Origin of the sequence: Brevibacterium sp. XM4083, assembly GCF_006489205.2 — a bacterium.
GTDB lineage: Bacteria > Actinomycetota > Actinomycetes > Actinomycetales > Brevibacteriaceae > Brevibacterium.
The window spans coordinates 496,821-514,243 of sequence record NZ_VFYR02000002.1; the positions used below are offsets into that span (position 1 = coordinate 496,821).

The 17,423-nt window shown below is 70.6% G+C and carries 13 protein-coding genes; all 13 read right to left on the bottom strand.

The features are described 5' to 3' along the window. Positions 1–69: 69 nt before the first annotated feature. Positions 70–1,608 carry a pyruvate kinase gene (gene pyk, locus FJ887_RS08080; protein ID WP_137823991.1) on the bottom strand — a complete coding sequence of 513 codons (1,539 nt, stop codon included), beginning with the start codon at positions 1,606–1,608 and terminating at the stop codon, positions 70–72. A 116-nt stretch (positions 1,609–1,724) separates the two neighbouring features. Continuing rightward, on the bottom strand, positions 1,725–3,167 hold the full coding sequence (locus FJ887_RS08085) for a glutamate synthase subunit beta (RefSeq protein ID WP_137823990.1): 1,443 nt from the start codon (positions 3,165–3,167) through the stop codon (positions 1,725–1,727). Beyond that, complete coding sequence (gene gltB / locus FJ887_RS08090) at positions 3,160–7,857, bottom strand: glutamate synthase large subunit (protein WP_137823989.1); 4,698 nt, start codon at positions 7,855–7,857, stop codon at positions 3,160–3,162. Before gltB ends, FJ887_RS08085 begins: the two co-directional genes overlap by 8 nt. A gap of 188 nt (positions 7,858–8,045) precedes the next feature. After that, positions 8,046–9,206: a prolipoprotein diacylglyceryl transferase gene (lgt, locus tag FJ887_RS08095; protein ID WP_137823988.1), complete on the bottom strand. Its 1,161-nt coding sequence runs from the start codon at positions 9,204–9,206 to the stop codon at positions 8,046–8,048. Next, positions 9,203–10,000 carry a tryptophan synthase subunit alpha gene (trpA, locus tag FJ887_RS08100; protein ID WP_137823987.1) on the bottom strand — a complete coding sequence of 266 codons (798 nt, stop codon included), beginning with the start codon at positions 9,998–10,000 and terminating at the stop codon, positions 9,203–9,205. Before trpA ends, lgt begins: the two co-directional genes overlap by 4 nt. Next, positions 9,997–11,211, bottom strand: a complete 1,215-nt coding sequence (gene trpB, locus FJ887_RS08105; protein ID WP_137823986.1) for a tryptophan synthase subunit beta — start codon at positions 11,209–11,211, stop codon at positions 9,997–9,999. Before trpB ends, trpA begins: the two co-directional genes overlap by 4 nt. A gap of 69 nt (positions 11,212–11,280) precedes the next feature. Beyond that, positions 11,281–12,090: an indole-3-glycerol phosphate synthase TrpC gene (gene trpC, locus FJ887_RS08110; protein ID WP_137823985.1), complete on the bottom strand. Its 810-nt coding sequence runs from the start codon at positions 12,088–12,090 to the stop codon at positions 11,281–11,283. Next, the gene (locus FJ887_RS08115; RefSeq protein WP_137823984.1) at positions 12,087–12,356 is read right to left on the bottom strand and encodes an HGxxPAAW family protein; all 270 of its coding nucleotides are present in this window, start codon (positions 12,354–12,356) and stop codon (positions 12,087–12,089) included. The genes trpC and FJ887_RS08115 overlap by 4 nt, the downstream gene beginning before the upstream one ends. Before the next feature lie 231 nt (positions 12,357–12,587). Then, positions 12,588–13,253 (bottom strand): Trp biosynthesis-associated membrane protein, encoded by a 666-nt coding sequence (locus tag FJ887_RS08120; RefSeq protein WP_181365627.1) that lies wholly within the window; start codon positions 13,251–13,253, stop codon positions 12,588–12,590. Beyond that, on the bottom strand, positions 13,250–14,788 hold the full coding sequence (gene trpE / locus FJ887_RS08125; protein ID WP_137823983.1) for an anthranilate synthase component I: 1,539 nt from the start codon (positions 14,786–14,788) through the stop codon (positions 13,250–13,252). Before trpE ends, FJ887_RS08120 begins: the two co-directional genes overlap by 4 nt. Further along, complete coding sequence (gene hisI / locus FJ887_RS08130; RefSeq protein ID WP_137823982.1) at positions 14,769–15,137, bottom strand: phosphoribosyl-AMP cyclohydrolase; 369 nt, start codon at positions 15,135–15,137, stop codon at positions 14,769–14,771. Before hisI ends, trpE begins: the two co-directional genes overlap by 20 nt. Continuing rightward, positions 15,134–15,898 (bottom strand): imidazole glycerol phosphate synthase subunit HisF, encoded by a 765-nt coding sequence (gene hisF / locus FJ887_RS08135; RefSeq protein WP_137823981.1) that lies wholly within the window; start codon positions 15,896–15,898, stop codon positions 15,134–15,136. Before hisF ends, hisI begins: the two co-directional genes overlap by 4 nt. 18 nt (positions 15,899–15,916) lie before the next feature. Beyond that, positions 15,917–17,419, bottom strand: coding sequence for a carboxyl transferase domain-containing protein (locus tag FJ887_RS08140; protein ID WP_137823980.1), 1,503 nt, complete (start codon positions 17,417–17,419; stop codon positions 15,917–15,919). Positions 17,420–17,423: the final 4 nt, after the last annotated feature.

A 17,423-nucleotide genomic window follows, 5' to 3' on the forward strand; every position in this document is an offset into this window, starting at 1 on the left:
TCATCTCCGGTCGGGCCCTGCCTGCTGCCAGAAGTGAGCCTCAAGTGCTCAGCACCCGCGCTCAGTCGCTCAGCCCTCCGCGGTCCGCACGATCGGGATGTCGCGGGTGATCGGCGCCTCGGACACGACGCCGTACCCGGCGAGGGGATCCTCGTCGCTGTCGCTCGAGTCCTGGTAGGCCGCGGTCACACCCTTCGCGGCATCGCCCATCGTGTGGATGCGCAGTGCGTTCGTCGACCCGGGGATGCCGGGAGGCGAACCGGCGACGAGGATCGACTGGTCCCCTTCGCGGGCGGTGCCGTCGGCGAGCAGCACCGCGTCGACCTGTCGGGCCATCTGGTCGGTGTGGCGGACGGTCTTGACGAGGTAGGGCCGCACACCCCACGTCAGCGCGAGCTGGTGGCGGACCTGCGGGTCGGGGGTGAAGCCGAGGATCGGCCACCGCGGACGCAGCCGCGACATCCGGCGCACGGAGTCACCGGTCTGCGAGAACGTGCAGAGCAGATCGATGTCGAGCTGCTCAGCGATCTGCACGGCGGCAGCCGTGACGGCGCCGCCCTTCGTGTGGGGGACGGTGCCGAGCGGACGGATCCGATCGAGCCCGTGCTCCTCCGTCGAGGAGATGATCCGGCTCATCGTCCGGATCGCCTCGACCCAGTGCGCACCGACCGAGGTCTCCCCGGAGAGCATGAGCGCATCGGCGCCGTCGAGGACCGCGTTCGCGCAGTCGCTCGCCTCGGCGCGGGTGGGCCGTGAGGCCTCGATCATCGTCTCGAGCATCTGCGTGGCGACGATGACGGGCTTGGCCTGCTGGCGCGCGATCTCCACGGCGCGCTTCTGCACGATCGGCACCTGTTCGAGCGGCAGTTCGACGCCGAGGTCGCCGCGGGCGACCATGATCCCGTCGAAGGCGTCGATGACGGCGTCGAGCTCCTCGACGGCCTGCGGCTTCTCGAGCTTCGCGATGACGGGGGCGCGCACGCCGACCTCGTCCATCACGGCGTGGACGTCGTCGATGTCGGCGGGGCTGCGGACGAAGGACAGCGCCACCCAGTCGAAGCCGAGGCCCAGACCCCATTTGAGGTCGTCGATGTCCTTCTCCGACAGCGCCGGCACGGACACGGGCACACCGGGGAGGTTGATGCCCTTGTGGTTGGAGATCGGACCGCCGATCTCGACCTCGGTGACGACGTCGGTCTCGGTGACCTCGGTGGCCCGCAGGCGCAGGCGCCCGTCGTCGATGAGCAGCGGGTCGCCGACGGACACGTCGTTCGGCAGGGTCTTGAGCGTCGTGCTCACGATCTCCGCGGTGCCGGGCACGTCGCGGCTCGTGATCGTGAAGGTCGCCCCGTCCTCGAGGTACTCCTTGCCGTTGGCGAAGGTGCCGACCCGGATCTTCGGACCCTGGAGGTCGAGGAGGACGGCGACGGCACGTCCGGTGTCGAGAGCGGCCTGGCGGACCCAGGCGAACTTCTCCTCATGCTCTTCCCGCAGCCCGTGGCTGAGATTGAATCGGGCGACGTCGACGCCCTCATCGACGAGTGTGCGGATGTCTTCGTAGGAATTCTGATTCGGACCCAGTGTTGCGACTATCTTTGCTCGCCTCATGCACTCCACCCTACCTGCACCTCAGGAGTCGCATCGACCCCTCTCCGGCAGGAGTTCCCTGCCGGAGAGCCGATGCACGCCCTTGTGCGTATTCTCAAATAGTGACACAGATCATTTTACACTGTGAATCCGGTGTCGCGCGGGCGGACCGGTGCCGGAAGCCGCGTCGACCCGGTGAGGTACGTGTCGACCTCGGCGGCGACCGCCCGTCCCTCGGCGATCGCCCAGACGATGAGCGACTGCCCGCGGCCGGCGTCACCGGCGACGTAGACGCCCGGCTGCGAGGACGCGTAGCTGTCGTCGCGGACGAAGGCTCCGGTGTCGGCGACGTCGAGGCCGAGCGCCTCGGACTCCGGTCCGGAGAAGCCGAGCGCGAGCAGGACGAGGTCCGCGTCGAGGACGTGCTCGGTGCCCGGGGTCGGGATCCGCCGCCCGTCGACGAACTGCGTCTCGGAGACCTCGATGCCCGCGACCGCGCCCTCGCCGTCGCCGGAGAAGCCCGTCGTCGACGCCAGGTACTGCCGGGTGCCGCCCTCCTCGTGGGAGGTCTGGACCTCGAAGATCCGCGGCACCGTCGGCCACGGGTCGCGTTCGCTGCGCGAGGCCGGGGGCTTGGCGCCGATCGCGAGCGTCGTCACCGAGGCGGCCTCCTGGCGCAGCGCGGTGCCGAGGCAGTCGGCTCCCGTGTCACCGCCGCCGATGATGATGACGTTCTTGCCCTTGGCACTGATCGGCGTGGGATCCCCGCCGGCCTGCGCCTTGTTGGACGGGACGAGGAAGTCCATCGCGAACTCGACGCCGTCGAGCTCACGGCCGGCCACCGGCATGTCCCGGGGCACGGTCGCCCCGGTGCACACGATGACGGCGTCGAAGCGCGACTGGAGCTGCTCGAGGGTGATGTCGACGCCGATCTCGACGTCGGTCTCGAAGCGCGTGCCCTCGGCCCGCATCTGGTGGAGGCGCCGGTCGATGTGGTGCTTCTCGAGCTTGAAGTCGGGGATGCCGTAGCGCAGCAGCCCGCCGAGGCGGTCGTCGCGTTCGTAGACGACGACGGTGTGCCCGGCGCGGGTGAGCTGCTGGGCCGCGGCGAGTCCCGCCGGACCCGACCCGACGACGGCGACGGTGTGACCGGTGATGCGGTCGGGGATCTGCGGCTGGATGAGACCGGCGGCGAACCCCTCGTCGACGATCGTCACCTCGACCTGTTTGATCGTCACGGCCGGCTGGTTGATGCTGAGCACGCACGCGTTCTCACACGGCGCCGGGCACGCCCGGCCGGTGAACTCCGGGAAGTTGTTCGTCGCGTGGAGGAGGTCGACGGCCCGGGGCAGCTCGCCGCGGTACATCGCATCGTTGAACTCCGGGATGAGGTTGCCGAGCGGGCAGCCCTGGTGGCAGAACGGGACGCCGCAGTCCATGCAGCGCGAGGCCTGGCGGCGCAGCTGCTCGGGGTCGCCGGCCTCGTAGACCTCGCGGTAGTCGAGCAGGCGGATGGGAACCGGGCGGCGCTGAGGCAGCTCGCGTTCGGTGACGGTGAGGAATCCGTGCGGATCAGCCATGGGTGACCTCCAGAATCTTGCGCCAGGCGGCGTCCGAGTCCGCTGGCGTGCCCTCGGCGGCCATCTCGGACTGGATGTCTCGCACCGCCTGGTAGGCGACGGGAATGATCTTCGTGAAGCGGGAGAGGACGTCCTCGCCGCGGCGCAGGCCGTCAAGCAGCTGGGCGGCCAGTGGGGAGTCCGTCCATTCGACGTGCTCGCCGAGCAGCCGCTCGAGGACCTCCATGTCGTCGACGCCGACCCCGGTGAAGCGGAAGACGCCGGCGGCGCGTTCGTCCGGGTTGAGCCGGGCCGGGTTGAAGTCGAGGACGTAGGCGGTGCCGCCGGACATGCCGGCCGCGAAGTTGCGTCCCGTGCCGCCGAGGATGACGGCGACCCCACCGGTCATGTACTCCAGGCCGTGGTCGCCGATGCCCTCGACGACCGCCTCGGCGCCGGAGTTGCGGACCATGAAGCGCTCCCCCACCTGACCGGAGATGAAGAGCTTGCCGCTGGTCGCGCCGTAGCCGATGACGTTGCCGGCGATGACGTTGTGCTCGGGACGGGTCGGGTTCTCCGGGGCCGGATGGACGGCCACGGTGCCCCCGGACAGTCCCTTGCCGACGTAGTCGTTGGCGTCGCCGGTGAGGTCGATGCTCACCCCGATGGGCAGGTACGCGCCGAGCGACTGCCCGGCGGTGCCGTGGAGTTCGAGGCGGATCGTGTCCTCGGGCAGGCCGCGGTCGGCGTGCGCCCGGGTGACGTGGTGGCCGAGCAGGGTGCCGACGCTGCGGTCGGTGTTGACGACCGTCGAGGAGATCGTCACCGGCGACTTCGTCTCGATCGCCTCCCGGGCCTGCTCGAGCAGCTGCGGGTCGAGTTCCCCGTGGAAGTCACGGAACACCTGACCGGCGCATTTGCGGGCCACCGAGGTGTCCCCGGAGAGGTTGCCCGGGACCGTGAGGATCGTCGAGAGGTCGAGGTCGAGACCCGACTCCCGGGCCCGGTCCTCGTCGACGCGCAGGCGCTCGACGGCGCCGATCGCCTCGTCGAGGGTGCGGAAGCCCAGCTGCGCGAGGTACCCGCGGACCTCCTCGGCGATGAACGTGAAGAAGTTGACGACGTGGTCGGCCTGACCCGTGTAGCGCGAGCGCAGCAGCGGGTTCTGCGTGGCCACGCCCACCGGGCACGTGTCCTTGTGGCAAACGCGCATCATGATGCAGCCGGAGACGACGAGCGCGGTCGTCGCGAACCCGAACTCCTCGGCGCCGAGGAGTGCGGCGATGATGACGTCGCGGCCGGTCTTGAGCTGACCGTCGACCTGGACGCTCACCTTCTCCCGCAGGCCGTTGAGGATGAGCGTCTGCTGCGCCTCGGCGAGGCCGAGCTCCCACGGGGTGCCCGCGTGCTTGAGGGAGTTGAGCGGGCTCGCGCCCGTGCCCCCGTCGTGACCGGAGATGAGGACGACGTCGGCACCCGCCTTCGCGACTCCCGCCGCAACCGTGCCGACCCCGACCGCGGAGACGAGCTTGACGTGGACCCGGGCGCGGGCGTTGGCCCGGCCGAGGTCGTAGATGAGCTGCGCGAGGTCCTCGATCGAGTAGATGTCGTGGTGCGGCGGCGGGGAGATGAGCCCGACGCCGGGGGTCGCGTGGCGGGTCTTCGCGATCCACGGGTAGACCTTCTCCCCGGGCAGCTGACCGCCTTCCCCGGGCTTGGCACCCTGGGCCATCTTGATCTGCAGATCATCGGCCTCGGTGAGGTAGTGGCTGGTCACCCCGAAGCGGCCCGAGGCGATCTGCTTGATCGCCGAGCGGCGCTCGGGATCGAGCAGCCGGTCGACGTCCTCGCCGCCCTCACCCGTGTTCGACTTCCCGCCGATCCGATTCATCGCGATCGCGAGCGTCTCATGGGCCTCCTTCGAGATCGACCCGTAGCTCATCGCGCCGGTCGAGAAGCGCTTCATGATCGCCTCGGCCGGTTCGACCTCGGAGATGTCTATGGGGCCCTCGGCCCCGGGCACGAGGTCGAGGAGGCCGCGCAGGGTCATGAGCTCACGCGACTGGTCGTCGACGGCGCGGGTGTACTCCTCGAAGATGTCATAGCGCTTCGACGCCGTCGCGTGCTGGAGCTTGAAGATCGTCTCCGGGTTGAACAGGTGGCCCGGGCCCTCCCGGCGCCACTGGTACTCCCCGCCGACCCCCAGCGGCCGGTGCGAGGGACGCGGATGGTCGTCGCGGTGGGCATCGGCGTGGCGTGCGGTGTTCTCCGCGGCGATCTCGCGCATCCCCTTGCCGCCGAGCTGGTGCGGCGTCGACGTGAAGTGCCGGTCGATGAGGTCATCGGAGAGGCCGACGGCTTCGAACGTCTGCGCCCCGTGGTAGGACTGCACGGTCGAGATGCCCATCTTCGACATGATCTTGAGCAGGCCCTTGTTGAGCGCGCCGAGGACGTTGGCCACGGCCGCGGATTCGCTCACCCCGGTCACCCGGTCGGAGCGGACGAGGGCTTCCGCGGTCTCCATGAGCAGGTAGGGGTTGACCGCCGAGGCGCCGAAGGACACGAGCGTCGCGGCATGGTGGACCTCGCGGACGTCGCCGGCCTCGACGACGATGCTCACCCGGGTCCGGGACCGTTCCCGCACGAGGTGGTGATGGAGCGCCGAGGTGAGCAGCAGCGAGGGGATCGGCGCGAGGTCGGCCGTGGAGTCGCGGTCGGAGAGGATGATGAACACCGCACCGGCGTCGACCGCGGCGCTCGCCTCGGCGCACAGTGCCTCGATCCGCGCCTCCATCGCGTCGGGTCCGGCGTTGACCGAGTAGAGACCCGAGAGCGTGACGGTGGGACGGGGAGTGTCGACGCCGAGGTGGTGGCCCTTGACGTGGCCGATCGCCGCGAGCTCGTCGTTGTCGATGACCGGGCGCGAGATCATGATGTGCGCGGAGTCGGGGCGGCTGTGCTCGAGGAGGTTGCCCTCCCGGCCGAGTCCCGCGGCCATGCTCGTGACGATGTGCTCGCGGATGGAGTCGAGCGGCGGGTTCGTCACCTGCGCGAAGTTCTGGTGGAAGTAGTCGAAGAGCAGCCGCGGGCGCGTCGAGAGGCCCGCGATCGCGGTGTCGGTGCCCATCGCCCCGAGCGGTTCGGCCCCGGTCTCGGCCATCGGGGTGATGAGCAGCCGCAGCTCCTCCTCGGTGTAGCCGAAGGTCCGCTGGCGCCGGCGCACCGAGGCCTGCGGGTGGAGGACGTGGACGCGGGTGGGCAGATCCTCGAGTCGCTTCGAGGAGTCGGCGACCCACTCGGCGTAGGGGTGCTGGGTGGCGAGCTGGTTCTTGATCTCCGTGTCGGAGATGATCCGCTCGGATTCCGTGTCGACGAGGAACATGCGGCCGGGGGTGAGCCGTCCGCGGCCGACGATGTCGGCCTCGGGCAGGTCGACGACGCCGATCTCACTGGCGAGCACGACGGTGTCGGAGGTCATGACGTAGCGGGCCGGCCGCAGACCGTTGCGGTCGAGCACGGCACCGGCGAGCTTGCCGTCGGTGAAGCCGACGCACGCGGGACCGTCCCACGGCTCCATGAGCAGCGAGTGGTACTCGTAGAAGGCCTTGCGCGACTCCCCCATCCCCGGGTTGTTCTCCCAGGCCTCGGGGATCATCATGAGCATCGCCTGCGGCAGCGACCGCCCCGAGGCGACCATGAGCTCGAGGACGGCGTTGAAGGACGCGGAGTCCGAGGCGCCCGGGGGCACGATCGGGAAGAGGCGCTCGAGGCTCGAGTCGGTCTCGGGCACCGGGGAGGCGAGCAGGTCGGAGGCGAGATGGGCCTCCCGGGCCCGCATCCAGTTGCGGTTGCCGCGCACGGTGTTGATCTCCCCGTTGTGGGCGATCGTCCCGAACGGCTGGGCGAGCTGCCACGACGGGAACGTGTTCGTCGAGAACCGCGAGTGGACGAGCGCGATGCGCGAGGTCACCCGTGCGTCGTTGAGCTCCGTGTAGTACGGGGCGAGCTGACCGGTCGCGAGCATCCCCTTGTACGTGATCGTCGCCGGCGACAGCGAGGGGAAGTAGATGCCCTCCCGATCGAGGCGCTTGCGCACGATGTAGGACCGGCGGCGCAGGTCGTCGGCGTCCCGGGCCGGGTAGCGGGCGTCGAACCCGAAGAAGACGTGGCGCATGTGGGGCTGCGTCGAGGCCGCGATCTCGCCGAGGACGCTCTCGTCGCGGGGGACGTCGCGGATGGCGAGGACGCTCAGGCCCTCTTCGGCGGCGATCCGGCGCACGAGCGCCTCCTCGTCGGCCAGCGGCTCCTCCCCGGCGGTCGGGAACTCGCCAGCGGGGATCGGCGACTCGGTCGAGGTCAGTCCGGTGAGGTCGGTGCGGTAGTCCTGGGAGAAGAAGCCGATGCCCACGGCGTACTCGCCGGGCGCGGGCAGGTCGATGTCCTGCTCGGCGCGGAGCACCTCGGCGAAGTAGTCGTGCGGGATCTGCAGGGTGAGCCCGGCGCCGTCGCCGGTGCCTTCGTCGGAGCCGATGCCGCCGCGGTGCTCGAGCTTGCGCAGCGCCCTCAGCGCCTGTTCGACGACCTCGTGGTCGGCCGTGCCGCGGTAGCGGACGATGAGAGCGAGACCGCACGCATCGTGTTCGAGCGCGGGGTCGTAGAGTCCGGTGCGCTGCGGCGGGAGTTGCGGGGTCGATGAGGTTTCACGGGACATCGGCTGCCTTCACGGGGTCTAGTCATTCTCCAGCAGACGACGCTGTCTCGAACTGGCTTCGGCATGCCCTGGGGAGATCGTCCTGCGGGCACAGGTGTGACGTGGTTCTCACGGTCGGATTACCAACTTACACCCCGTGAGGGCTCAACGTGAAAACGAGAAAGGACCGAAAGGTGAACCTCAACGTCTCAATTGCCGGACTTTTCGTCCTCTCCTCCGCGGTTCCGCGACCGCACATCGGGGATGATCGAGATCGCCGAGGTGACTGCTCCGAAGAATCCGAAACCGGGCTTCTCGTCGTCCTTGCCCCGCTGCTTGCGCCGGGCATCGGCCCGGTCGACAGCCGCGTCGTCGGCGGTCACGGTCTCCTGCGCGGGGGCCTGTCCCTGCGCGGCTGCGCGGGTCGGCCCCGCAGCTCCGCCGCCGGGGGTGCCGTCGTGGTCGGCTCCGTCGTCCTCGTGTCGGCCGTGCTTGGCCAGCGCGCGGGCCCCGGGCACGTAGACGGTCGACTCCGGCTCCTTGTGGCGTGAGCGGGAGACGAGGAACCAGATGAGTCCGACGGCGAAGACGAGGATCGATGTCCAGATGTTGAGCCGCAGTCCGAGGACGAGTTCGGCGTCGTCGATGCGCAGCGCTTCGATCCACACGCGTCCGAGCGTGTAGTAGCAGATGTAGAGCGCGAAGACCTGGCCGTGGCCGAGCCGGAACCTCCGGGCGGCGACGATGAGGATGAGGCAGCCGGCGAGGTTCCACAGGGATTCGTAGAGGAACGTCGGCTGGAAGAGCGTGTCGGCCGGCAGCGCGGGATCCGGCCAGTTCGGGTTGAGCCGGCCGTCGATGAACTTGTCGATGCGTAGACCCCACGGCAGGGTCGTCGGGGCGCCGAAGAGCTCCTGGTTGAACCAGTTGCCCCACCGGCCCACGGCCTGGGCGAGGATGAGCCCGGGGGCGGCGGCGTCGAGGAACGGGAGGATCTTAATCCCCTGATAGCGGGCGACGAGCCATGCCGCGAGCATGCCGAGCGCCACGGCGCCCCAGATGCCGAGGCCGCCGTTCCAGATCTTGAACGCGTCGAGCGGGTTGCCGTTCGGCCCGAAGTACGGGTCAGGGCTGGAGAAGACGTGGTAGAGCCGTCCGCCGATGATGCCCGCGGGCACGGCGATGATCGCGATGTTCCACAGGTCGTCCTCGTGTCCGCCCATCGCCCGCCAGCGCCGCGAGGTCAGCCACAGGGCGAGCAGGATGCCGGCGAGGATGCACAGCGCGTACGCGTGGATCGTCAGCGGCCCGATGGAGAACCCGCTCCACGTCGGAGACGGAATCGCAGCGGTGATGTCGACGGGGCTCATGCACAGCCTTCCCTGAGTTGCGCGGCGAGATCGGACAGGGCGGGGACTCCGCCGTCGTCGAGGCTGCGGACGAGAGCGGAGCCGACGATGACGCCGTCGGCGTACGCGGCGACCTCGGCGGCCTGGTCCCGGGTCGAGACGCCGAGTCCGACGCACGCGTGCGGGGCACCGGCCTCGCGGAGGCGGGCGACGAGGTCGCGGGCATGGTCGTCGACGGACGTGCGCACCCCGGTCACTCCCATCGTCGAGGCGGCGTAGACGAAGCCGCGGCTGGCGGAGACGATGCGGCTGATGCGCTCAGGCGTCGAGGACGGGGCGGCGAGGAAGATGCGGTCGAGGTCGTACTCGTCGGAGGCGGCCAGCCAGTCGGCGGCTTCGTCGGGGATGAGGTCGGGGGTGATGATCCCGGCCCCGCCGGCGGCGGCGAGGTCGCGGGCGAACGCGTCGACGCCGTACTGGAGGACGAGGTTCCAGTAGCTCATGACCACCGGCGTCCCGCCCGCCTCGGCGACGGCACTGATGGCCGCGAAGACGTCCTTCGTCCGCACCCCGCCGGCCAGGGCCTGCTCGGCGGCGCGCTGGATGACGGGCCCGTCCATGCCCGGGTCGGAGTACGGGAGTCCGACCTCGACGATGTCGACGCCGGAGTCGACGAGGGCGGTCATCGCCTCGATCGACCCTGCCACGGTGGGGAACCCGACGGGCAGGTAGCCGATGAGGGCGGCGCTGCGTCCGGCGGCCGTGATCGCGTCGAGCATCGCCCCGGTGCGGGGTCTGGCTGTCGTGCCTGTCATACCTGCACGGCTCCTTCGTCGAAGTAGTCGAACCACGTGGCGGCCGTGGTCATGTCCTTGTCGCCGCGGCCCGAGAGATTGACGAGGAGGACCGCGTCGGGCCCGAGCTGTCGGCCGACCCGCATCGCCCCGGCCAGCGCATGGGCGGATTCGATCGCGGGGATGATGCCCTCGGTGCGGGCGAGCAGCTGGAGGGCCTCCATCGCCTCGTCGTCGACGACGGGTTCGTAGGTGACGCGCCCGGCATCGTGGAGGAACGAGTGCTCGGGTCCCACCGACGGGTAGTCGAGGCCTGCCGAGACCGAGTGCGAGGGCCGGGTCTGGCCGTCCTCGTCCTGGAGGATGTAGGTCGCCGATCCGTGGAGGACGCCGGGGCGCCCCCCGGAGAAGCGGGCGGCGTGCCGTCCGGACTCGATGCCCTCTCCCCCGGCCTCGAAGCCGTAGATGCGGACCTCGGGGTCGTCGAGGAACGCCGCGAAGATGCCCATCGCGTTCGACCCGCCGCCGACGCAGGCGAGGACGGCGTCGGGCAGGCCGCCGGTGGCTTCGCGCAGCTGGTCGCGGGCTTCGTCGCCGATGACGCGCTGGAACGCGCGGACCATCGCAGGGAACGGGTGGGGACCGGCGACGGTGCCGATGACGTAGTGCGTGCTCCCGACGTTGGCGACCCAGTCGCGCATCGCCTCGTTCATCGCGTCCTTGAGGGTGCGGGTGCCGTTGGTCACGGCGTTGACCTTCGCCCCGAGCAGCCGCATTCGGGCGACGTTGAGCGCCTGGCGCTGCGTGTCCTCCTCGCCCATGTAGACCTCGCACTCCATGTCGAGGAGGGCGGCGGCGGTCGCCGTGGCGACCCCGTGCTGGCCGGCCCCGGTCTCGGCGATGAGCCGGGTCTTGCCCATCCGCTTGGCGAGCAGGGCCTGACCGAGGGCGTTGTTGATCTTGTGGCTGCCCGTGTGGTTGAGGTCCTCCCGCTTGAGGAAGATGCGGGCACCGCCGCAGTGGGCGGAGAACCGCTTGGCCTCGGTGAGCAGGCTCGGGCGCCCGATGTAGGACACCTGCAGCTCGTGCAGCTCGGCCCCGAACTCCGGATCGACCTGGGACTTCCGCCAGGTCTCCTCGATCTCATCGAGGGCCGGGATGAGGGCTTCGGGAATGAACCTGCCGCCGAAGGCACCGAAGTACGGTCCGGTCTCCTGGCTGGTCTCGGTCATGGTGCGTCCTTTGCGGTTCGTGGTGCGTCCGGCACCGAGGCGGCCGGGCCGTCTCGGGCGCCGTGCGGGTCAGCGGCTGGGGTGGGTCGTCCGGGGTGTCCGGGCGGCCCGACCGGCGGCGGTGAAGGCGGCGACGGCCGCGGCGGGATCGCCGTCGCGGACGAGGGCTTCGCCGACGAGGGCGACGTCGGCTCCGTCCCGTGCGTAGTCCTCGATGTCGGTCACCGAGGCGACTCCGGACTCGGCGACGAGCGTGGCCTCGGCCGGGGCGAGGGCCGATAGCGGCGCGAATCGTCCCGTGTCGACGCTGAGGTCCTTGAGGTTGCGGGTGTTGACGCCGATGAGGCGGGCGCCGATGTCGATCGCGGTGGCGAGTTCGGCTTCGCTGTGGGTCTCGACGAGCGCGGTCATCCCGAGGGAGGCGGCGAGGTCGTGGAACTCCCGCAGCTGGGCGGGGCTGAGGGCGGCGACGATGAGGAGGACGAGGTCGGCGCCGTGGGCGCGGGCCTCGTGGAACTGGTACTCGTCGACCATGAAGTCCTTGCGGAGGACGGGCAGGTCGACGGCCGCACGGACCGCGTCGAGGTCGGCGAGGCTGCCGGAGAACCGACGGCCCTCGGTGAGCACGCTGATCGCCCGAGCGCCGCCGGCGGCGTAGAGGCCGGCGAGCGTGCCCGGATCGGGGATCGTCGCGAGGTCCCCGCGGGAGGGCGAACGGCGCTTGACCTCGGCGATGACCCCGAAGTCGGCGCTGAGGTCGAAGGGGCGGACCGCCGGTGCGGCCGCCGCCGCATCGCGCAGGGCCGCCAGCGGGACCTCGCGCCGCCGAGCGGCGAGGTCCTCGGTCACCCCGGTGACGATGTCGTCGAGGACGGTCATGTGCGCTTCGGCTTGTTTCCCAGTCCGACGGCGCGCAGGATGATGCCGACGATGAGGCCGAGAACGGTGACGCCGCCGCCGATGTAGGTGATCATCGGGGCATGGATCGTGAAGCCCACGCAGCCGATCGAGAGTCCGATGAGCATGATGATGACGCCGGTCCACCCGGCGACGGAGTTGCCGTGACCGGGATCGGCGATCGCAGCGTAGTCGATCGTGGACTTATCGAGATCGGTGGCACCCGAGCGGGCGACTGATTGCGACATGGTGCTCCTTATGCTGACGTGCACGTGATGGGTCTATTGTGTCATGTCCGAGGGGGTGAGTTCGCATCGACGCGACCGGCGGGCCAGGGTCGGGGCAGGATCGTCATGTCCGAGGTGGTGAGTTCGCATCGACGCGACCGGCGGGCCAGGGTCGGGGCAGGATCGTCATGTCCGAGGTGGTGAGTTCGCCTCGGCGCGAGCGGCGAGACGTGGCAGACGCCACACGCAACCTCAGCGGCGGCTCGTCGGGCCCTCGTCGCTGCGCGGGGACTCATCCTCCGCCGTCTCCGCGGCCTGCGCATCCGCCGCCTCCGCCTCCGCGGTCTGCGCGTCCACTGACTCCGCGTCCTGCTCGTCCGCGGATTCCGCGTCCGCCGCCTCGGCGCCGGTCCCCTCGCGTCCGGTCTCCACCTCGTCCCCACGGGAGAGCGCATCCCACGTCGCGGCCGAGTCGAACTCGCCGCCGGCGCCCTCGGCGCTGCGGGCGTACCGGTTCGACCCCGTCCAGGCCCGGGAGGCGTAGGCGACCCAGCCGATGACGACGACGCCGACGACGGCGGCGAGCAGCGCGACGATCGGCCATGAGGTCGCCCCGGGGGCACCGATCGCGGTGATCGCGCTCACCCCGTAGCCGAGTGCCGCGAGCTCCGCGAGACCGAAGATGACGAACCGGCCGATGCGCCCGAACATCGCCGAGAGCAGCCCGCACACGGCGATGATCGCCACGCATGCGGTGGCCACGGGCGAGGCCTGCGTCGTCTCGGCCTGACCGGGCATCGCGACCCCCGCGGGACCGAGAGTCTCGCTGCTCGCGCCCGCCTGCCATGTGGCCAGGGTGATCGCCCACATGCCGGCGGCGACGACGAGGACGAGGAGGACTCCGCGGGATTTCGTCATCGTGCTCCTTCCGTCAGGCGCTGGACCCGACCGGCGGCTGCGGCGGCCGCGAGCACCGCGGCCGCCTTGGTCTCCGACTCACGATACTCCGTCTCCGGTTCGGAGTCGGCGACGATCCCGCCGCCGGCGAAGACGCTCATCACTCCCCGCGCGAGCACCCCGGTGCGGATGGCGATCGCGAGATCGAGGTCACCGGTGAACGAGAGGTAGCCGACGACTCCCCCGTAGAGTCCGCGCCCGACGACTTCGAGCTCGTCGATGATCTTCAGGGCCCGCGGCTTCGGCGCCCCGGAGAGGGTGCCGGCGGGAAACGTCGCCCGCAGCACGTCGATGCCGTCGTGGCCCTCGGCGACCTCGCCACGCACGGTCGAGGAGATGTGCATGATGTGGCTGAAGCGCTCGATGTCCATGAAGGTGCTGACGTCGACCGTGCCCGCGGTGCAGACCTTCGCGAGGTCGTTGCGGGCGAGGTCGACGAGCATGAGGTGTTCGGCGCGCTCCTTCTCATCGCGGAGCAGCTCCCGGGCGAGCCGGTCGTCGTCCTCCGGGGTCGCGCCGCGGGGACGCGACCCGGCGATGGGGTGGGTGACGACGGTGCCGGAGCGGACCGTGACGAGAGCCTCGGGCGAGGAGCCGATGATGCTCACCGGCTGCCCGTCGGCGTCGTGGAGGCCCAGCAGGTACATGAACGGCGAGGGATTGGAGTGCCGGAGCATGCGGTAGACCATGAGCGGGTCGGCGTCGCAGTCGGTGTCGAAGCGCTGGCCGAGGACGACCTGGAAGATCTCCCCGTCGACGATGTCCTGCTTCGCGCGCGCGACACCGGCGAGGTATTCCTCCCGGGGTGTGCGGGTGCGCACCTGCGGTGTCGCGGGGCCGGGGACGACCGCCTCGGCGAGGGCGGGACGGGACAGCCGGGCGAGCATCGCCTCGATCCGCGCCACCCCGGAGGCGTAGGCCTCGTCGATGCCGGTGTCGGCCCCGTTGACGTTGACGACGTTGGCGACGAGGGTGAGCGTGCCCGAGTAGTGGTCGTAGACGGCGATGTCGCCGGGGATCATCAGCTGCACGGTCGGCAGGCGGTGCTCGTCGGGATTGGCGGGCCCGAGCTTCTCGAACTCCCGGATGATGTCCCACCCGAAGTACCCGACGAGGCTCGAGACCATCGGCGGGAGATCGCTCGTGTCGATCTTCAGCAGCTCGAGGGTCGCCGAGACCGCGTCGAGGACGCTGCCGGTCTCGGGCACCCCGACCGGCGGAGTGCCGGTCCAGGTGAAGCCCTCGGGAGTGGTGATCAGCGTCGCCACGGGGGCGGAGCCGATGAACGAATAGCGCGCCCAGGCCCCGGCCTCGGCGGATTCGAAGAGGAACGACCCGGGACCGCCGTCGGTGAGCTTCCGGTAGAGGCTCAGAGGCGTGTCGGTGTCGGCGAGGACCTCGGTGTGGACGGGCACGAGCCGGTGGTCGGCGCCGGCGGCGCGGAACTCGGTGAGGCTCGGGCGGATGGTCAGCGGCTCAGTCGTGCGCGTCGTCACTGATCGTCCTTCCGGTGAAGCAGGTTGCGGTCAGCGTGTGGCAGGCCGGACCGGTCTGGTCGACGGTCATGAGGAGGGCGTCGGCGTCGCAGTCGAGGGCGAGCGAGCGCAGCGCCTGGGTGTTGCCCGACGTCTCCCCCTTGACCCAGTGCTCCTGCCGGGACCGCGACCAGTAGACGGCACGGCGTTCGGTCAGCGTCCGCTCGACGGCGGTGCGGTCCATCCACGCGAGCATGAGGACATCGCGCGTCGTCGCCTCCTGGACGACGACGGGGATGAGGCCGCCGGGCCCGAAGCTGATGATCTCGCGCCAGTTCTCCGGCGTCGCGTCGATCTGCTGCTGACTCATCGGACATCGAACCCTTCTGCGCGCAGTGCGTCCTTGACCTCGGCGATGGTGAGCGTCCCGAAGTGGAACACGCTCGCGGCGAGCAGGGCATCGGCCCCGGCCCGCACGGCGGGGGCGAAGTGCTCGACCTTCCCGGCGCCGCCGGAGGCGATGAGCGGGACGCCCACGGCCTCGCGGGCGGCGGCGATGAGTTCGAGGTCGAAGCCCTCACGGGTGCCGTCGGCGTCGATCGAGTTGAGCAGGATCTCCCCCACCCCCCGGTCGGCGGCCTCGCGGATCCAGTCGATCGCGCAGCGGCCCGTGCCCTCGCGCCCGCCGCGGACGGTGACCTCGAAGCCCGACGGGGTCGTCGTGTCCCGGGTGCGCCGGGCGTCGAGGGAGAGGACGAGCACCTGGTTGCCGAAGTGCCGGGAGATGTCGCTGATGAGCTGCGGGTCGACCACCGCTGAGGTGTTGACGGAGATCTTGTCGGCGCCGTCGCGCAGGAGGCGGTCGACGTCGTCGACGCTGCGCACTCCCCCGCCGACGGTGAGCGGGATGAACACCTGTTCGGCACTGGCCCGGACGACGTCGTGGACGGTCTCCCGGTTGCCGCTGCTCGCGGTGACGTCGAGGAACGTCAGCTCGTCGGCCCCGGACTCGCCGTAGACGCGTGCGAGTTCGACCGGGTCTCCGGCGTCCCGGAGGTCGGCGAAGCGCACGCCTTTGACGACGCGTCCCTCATCGACGTCGAGGCACGGGATGACTCTCACGGCAACCATGGTTCTCTTCTCTCTTCGCTAGATCCCGAGCGCGCGGTAGCGCTCCATGCGGCGGGCCAGACGGCGCTGCGACTGGGCCCGCATGAGCTCGATGAGCTCGAATTCGAGGGTCTGTCCGACCCGGGCGACGAAGTCGAGGGGTTCGTCGCTGGCATCGGGATGTTCGGCGATGATCCGGTCGACGACTCCTGTGGCGAGCAGCTGGGGAGCGTGGACGCCCTGGCTCTGCGCCATCTGCGGGGCGAAGTCGGTCGTCCGGTGGACGATCGCCGAAGCGCCCTCGGGCGGCAGCGGGGAGAGCCACCCGTTCTCGGCGCTGAGCACCCGGTCGGCGGGGATGAGCGCAAGCGCCCCGCCGCCCGAGCCCTCCCCGAGGATGAGGGAGACGGTGGGCGCGTCGAGGTTGGCGAGTTCGGCGAGCGAGCGCGCGATCTCTCCGGCCATCCCGCCCTCCTCGGCGGATTGGGACAGGGCGGCGCCGGGGGTGTCGATGACGGTGACGAGCGGCAGGTCGAGCTCCCTGGCCAGCCGCATGCCGCGGCGGGCCTCCCGCAGCGCTGCCGGACCGAGCGGTGCCCGCGAGTCCTGCCGGAAGCGGTCCTGGCCGAGGACGATGCACGGGGCGGAGCCGAACTTCGCGAGCGCGAGCAGCAACCCGGGATCCTTCTCGCCCTCACCGGTGCCGTTGAGCGGGAGCACCGTGTTCGCCGCGGTGCGCAGGAGATCGCGCACCCCGGGACGTTCGGGACGGCGGGACCGGGTGATCGCCGCCCACGCATCGGATTCGGGGTCGGTCGTCTCCGGGCGGGTGTCCGGGTCGGGCACGCGCGGGGGCACCTCCTTGGCGCCCATGAGGACGTCGAGGACCCGGGAGACCGTCGTCTGGATCCGCTCGGGACCGATGACGGCGTCGATGATCCCGTGCTTGTGGAGGTTCTCCCCGGTCTGCACACCCTCGGGGAACGCCTCGCCGTAGAGGGCTTCGAAGACGCGGGGGCCGAGGAAGCCGATGAGGGATCCGGGTTCGGCGACGGTGACATGGCCCATCGAGCCCCACGAGGCGAACACGCCGCCGGTCGTGGGGTGGCGGAGGTAGACGAGGTAGGGCAGACCGGCCCGGCGGTGGGCGACGACGGCGTTCGTGATCTTGACCATCGAGAGGAACGCGACGGTGCCTTCCTGCATCCGGGTGCCCCCGGAGGCGGGACCGGCGAGCAGCGGCAGGCCCTCGAGCGTGGCCCTCTCGATCGCGTCGACGAGCCGCTGGGCGGCGGCGACGCCGATCGATCCGGCGAGGAACCGGAACTCTCCGGCGACGACGGCGACCCGCCGGCCGCCGATCGTGCCTTCCCCGGTGATGATCGCCTCGTCGACCCCGGACTTCTCGCGGGCCGCGGCGAGTTCGGCCGCGTAGGCCTCGGAGATGCCGCCGGCAGGGGTGATGGGGGCCTCGTCCCAGGAGACGAACGACCCCTCATCGACGACGATGTCGACGAGTTCGTGCGCATTCAGCCTCGCCATCGTC

Bases quoted from the DNA above. Each gene is read 5' to 3' on its own strand.
- hisI (WP_137823982.1), bottom strand. From the start codon at position 15,137: ATGAGTCAGCAGCAGATCGACGCGACGCCGGAGAACTGGCGCGAGATC.
- pyk (WP_137823991.1), bottom strand. From the start codon at position 1,608: ATGAGGCGAGCAAAGATAGTCGCAACACTGGGTCCGAATCAGAATTCC.
- FJ887_RS08140 (WP_137823980.1), bottom strand. From the start codon at position 17,419: ATGGCGAGGCTGAATGCGCACGAACTCGTCGACATCGTCGTCGATGAG.
- lgt (WP_137823988.1), bottom strand. From the start codon at position 9,206: ATGAGCCCCGTCGACATCACCGCTGCGATTCCGTCTCCGACGTGGAGC.
- hisF (WP_137823981.1), bottom strand. From the start codon at position 15,898: ATGGTTGCCGTGAGAGTCATCCCGTGCCTCGACGTCGATGAGGGACGC.
- trpC (WP_137823985.1), bottom strand. From the start codon at position 12,090: ATGACCGTCCTCGACGACATCGTCACCGGGGTGACCGAGGACCTCGCC.
- FJ887_RS08115 (WP_137823984.1), bottom strand. From the start codon at position 12,356: ATGTCGCAATCAGTCGCCCGCTCGGGTGCCACCGATCTCGATAAGTCC.
- trpB (WP_137823986.1), bottom strand. From the start codon at position 11,211: ATGACCGAGACCAGCCAGGAGACCGGACCGTACTTCGGTGCCTTCGGC.
- trpA (WP_137823987.1), bottom strand. From the start codon at position 10,000: ATGACAGGCACGACAGCCAGACCCCGCACCGGGGCGATGCTCGACGCG.
- gltB (WP_137823989.1), bottom strand. From the start codon at position 7,857: ATGTCCCGTGAAACCTCATCGACCCCGCAACTCCCGCCGCAGCGCACC.
- FJ887_RS08085 (WP_137823990.1), bottom strand. From the start codon at position 3,167: ATGGCTGATCCGCACGGATTCCTCACCGTCACCGAACGCGAGCTGCCT.
- FJ887_RS08120 (WP_181365627.1), bottom strand. From the start codon at position 13,253: ATGACGAAATCCCGCGGAGTCCTCCTCGTCCTCGTCGTCGCCGCCGGC.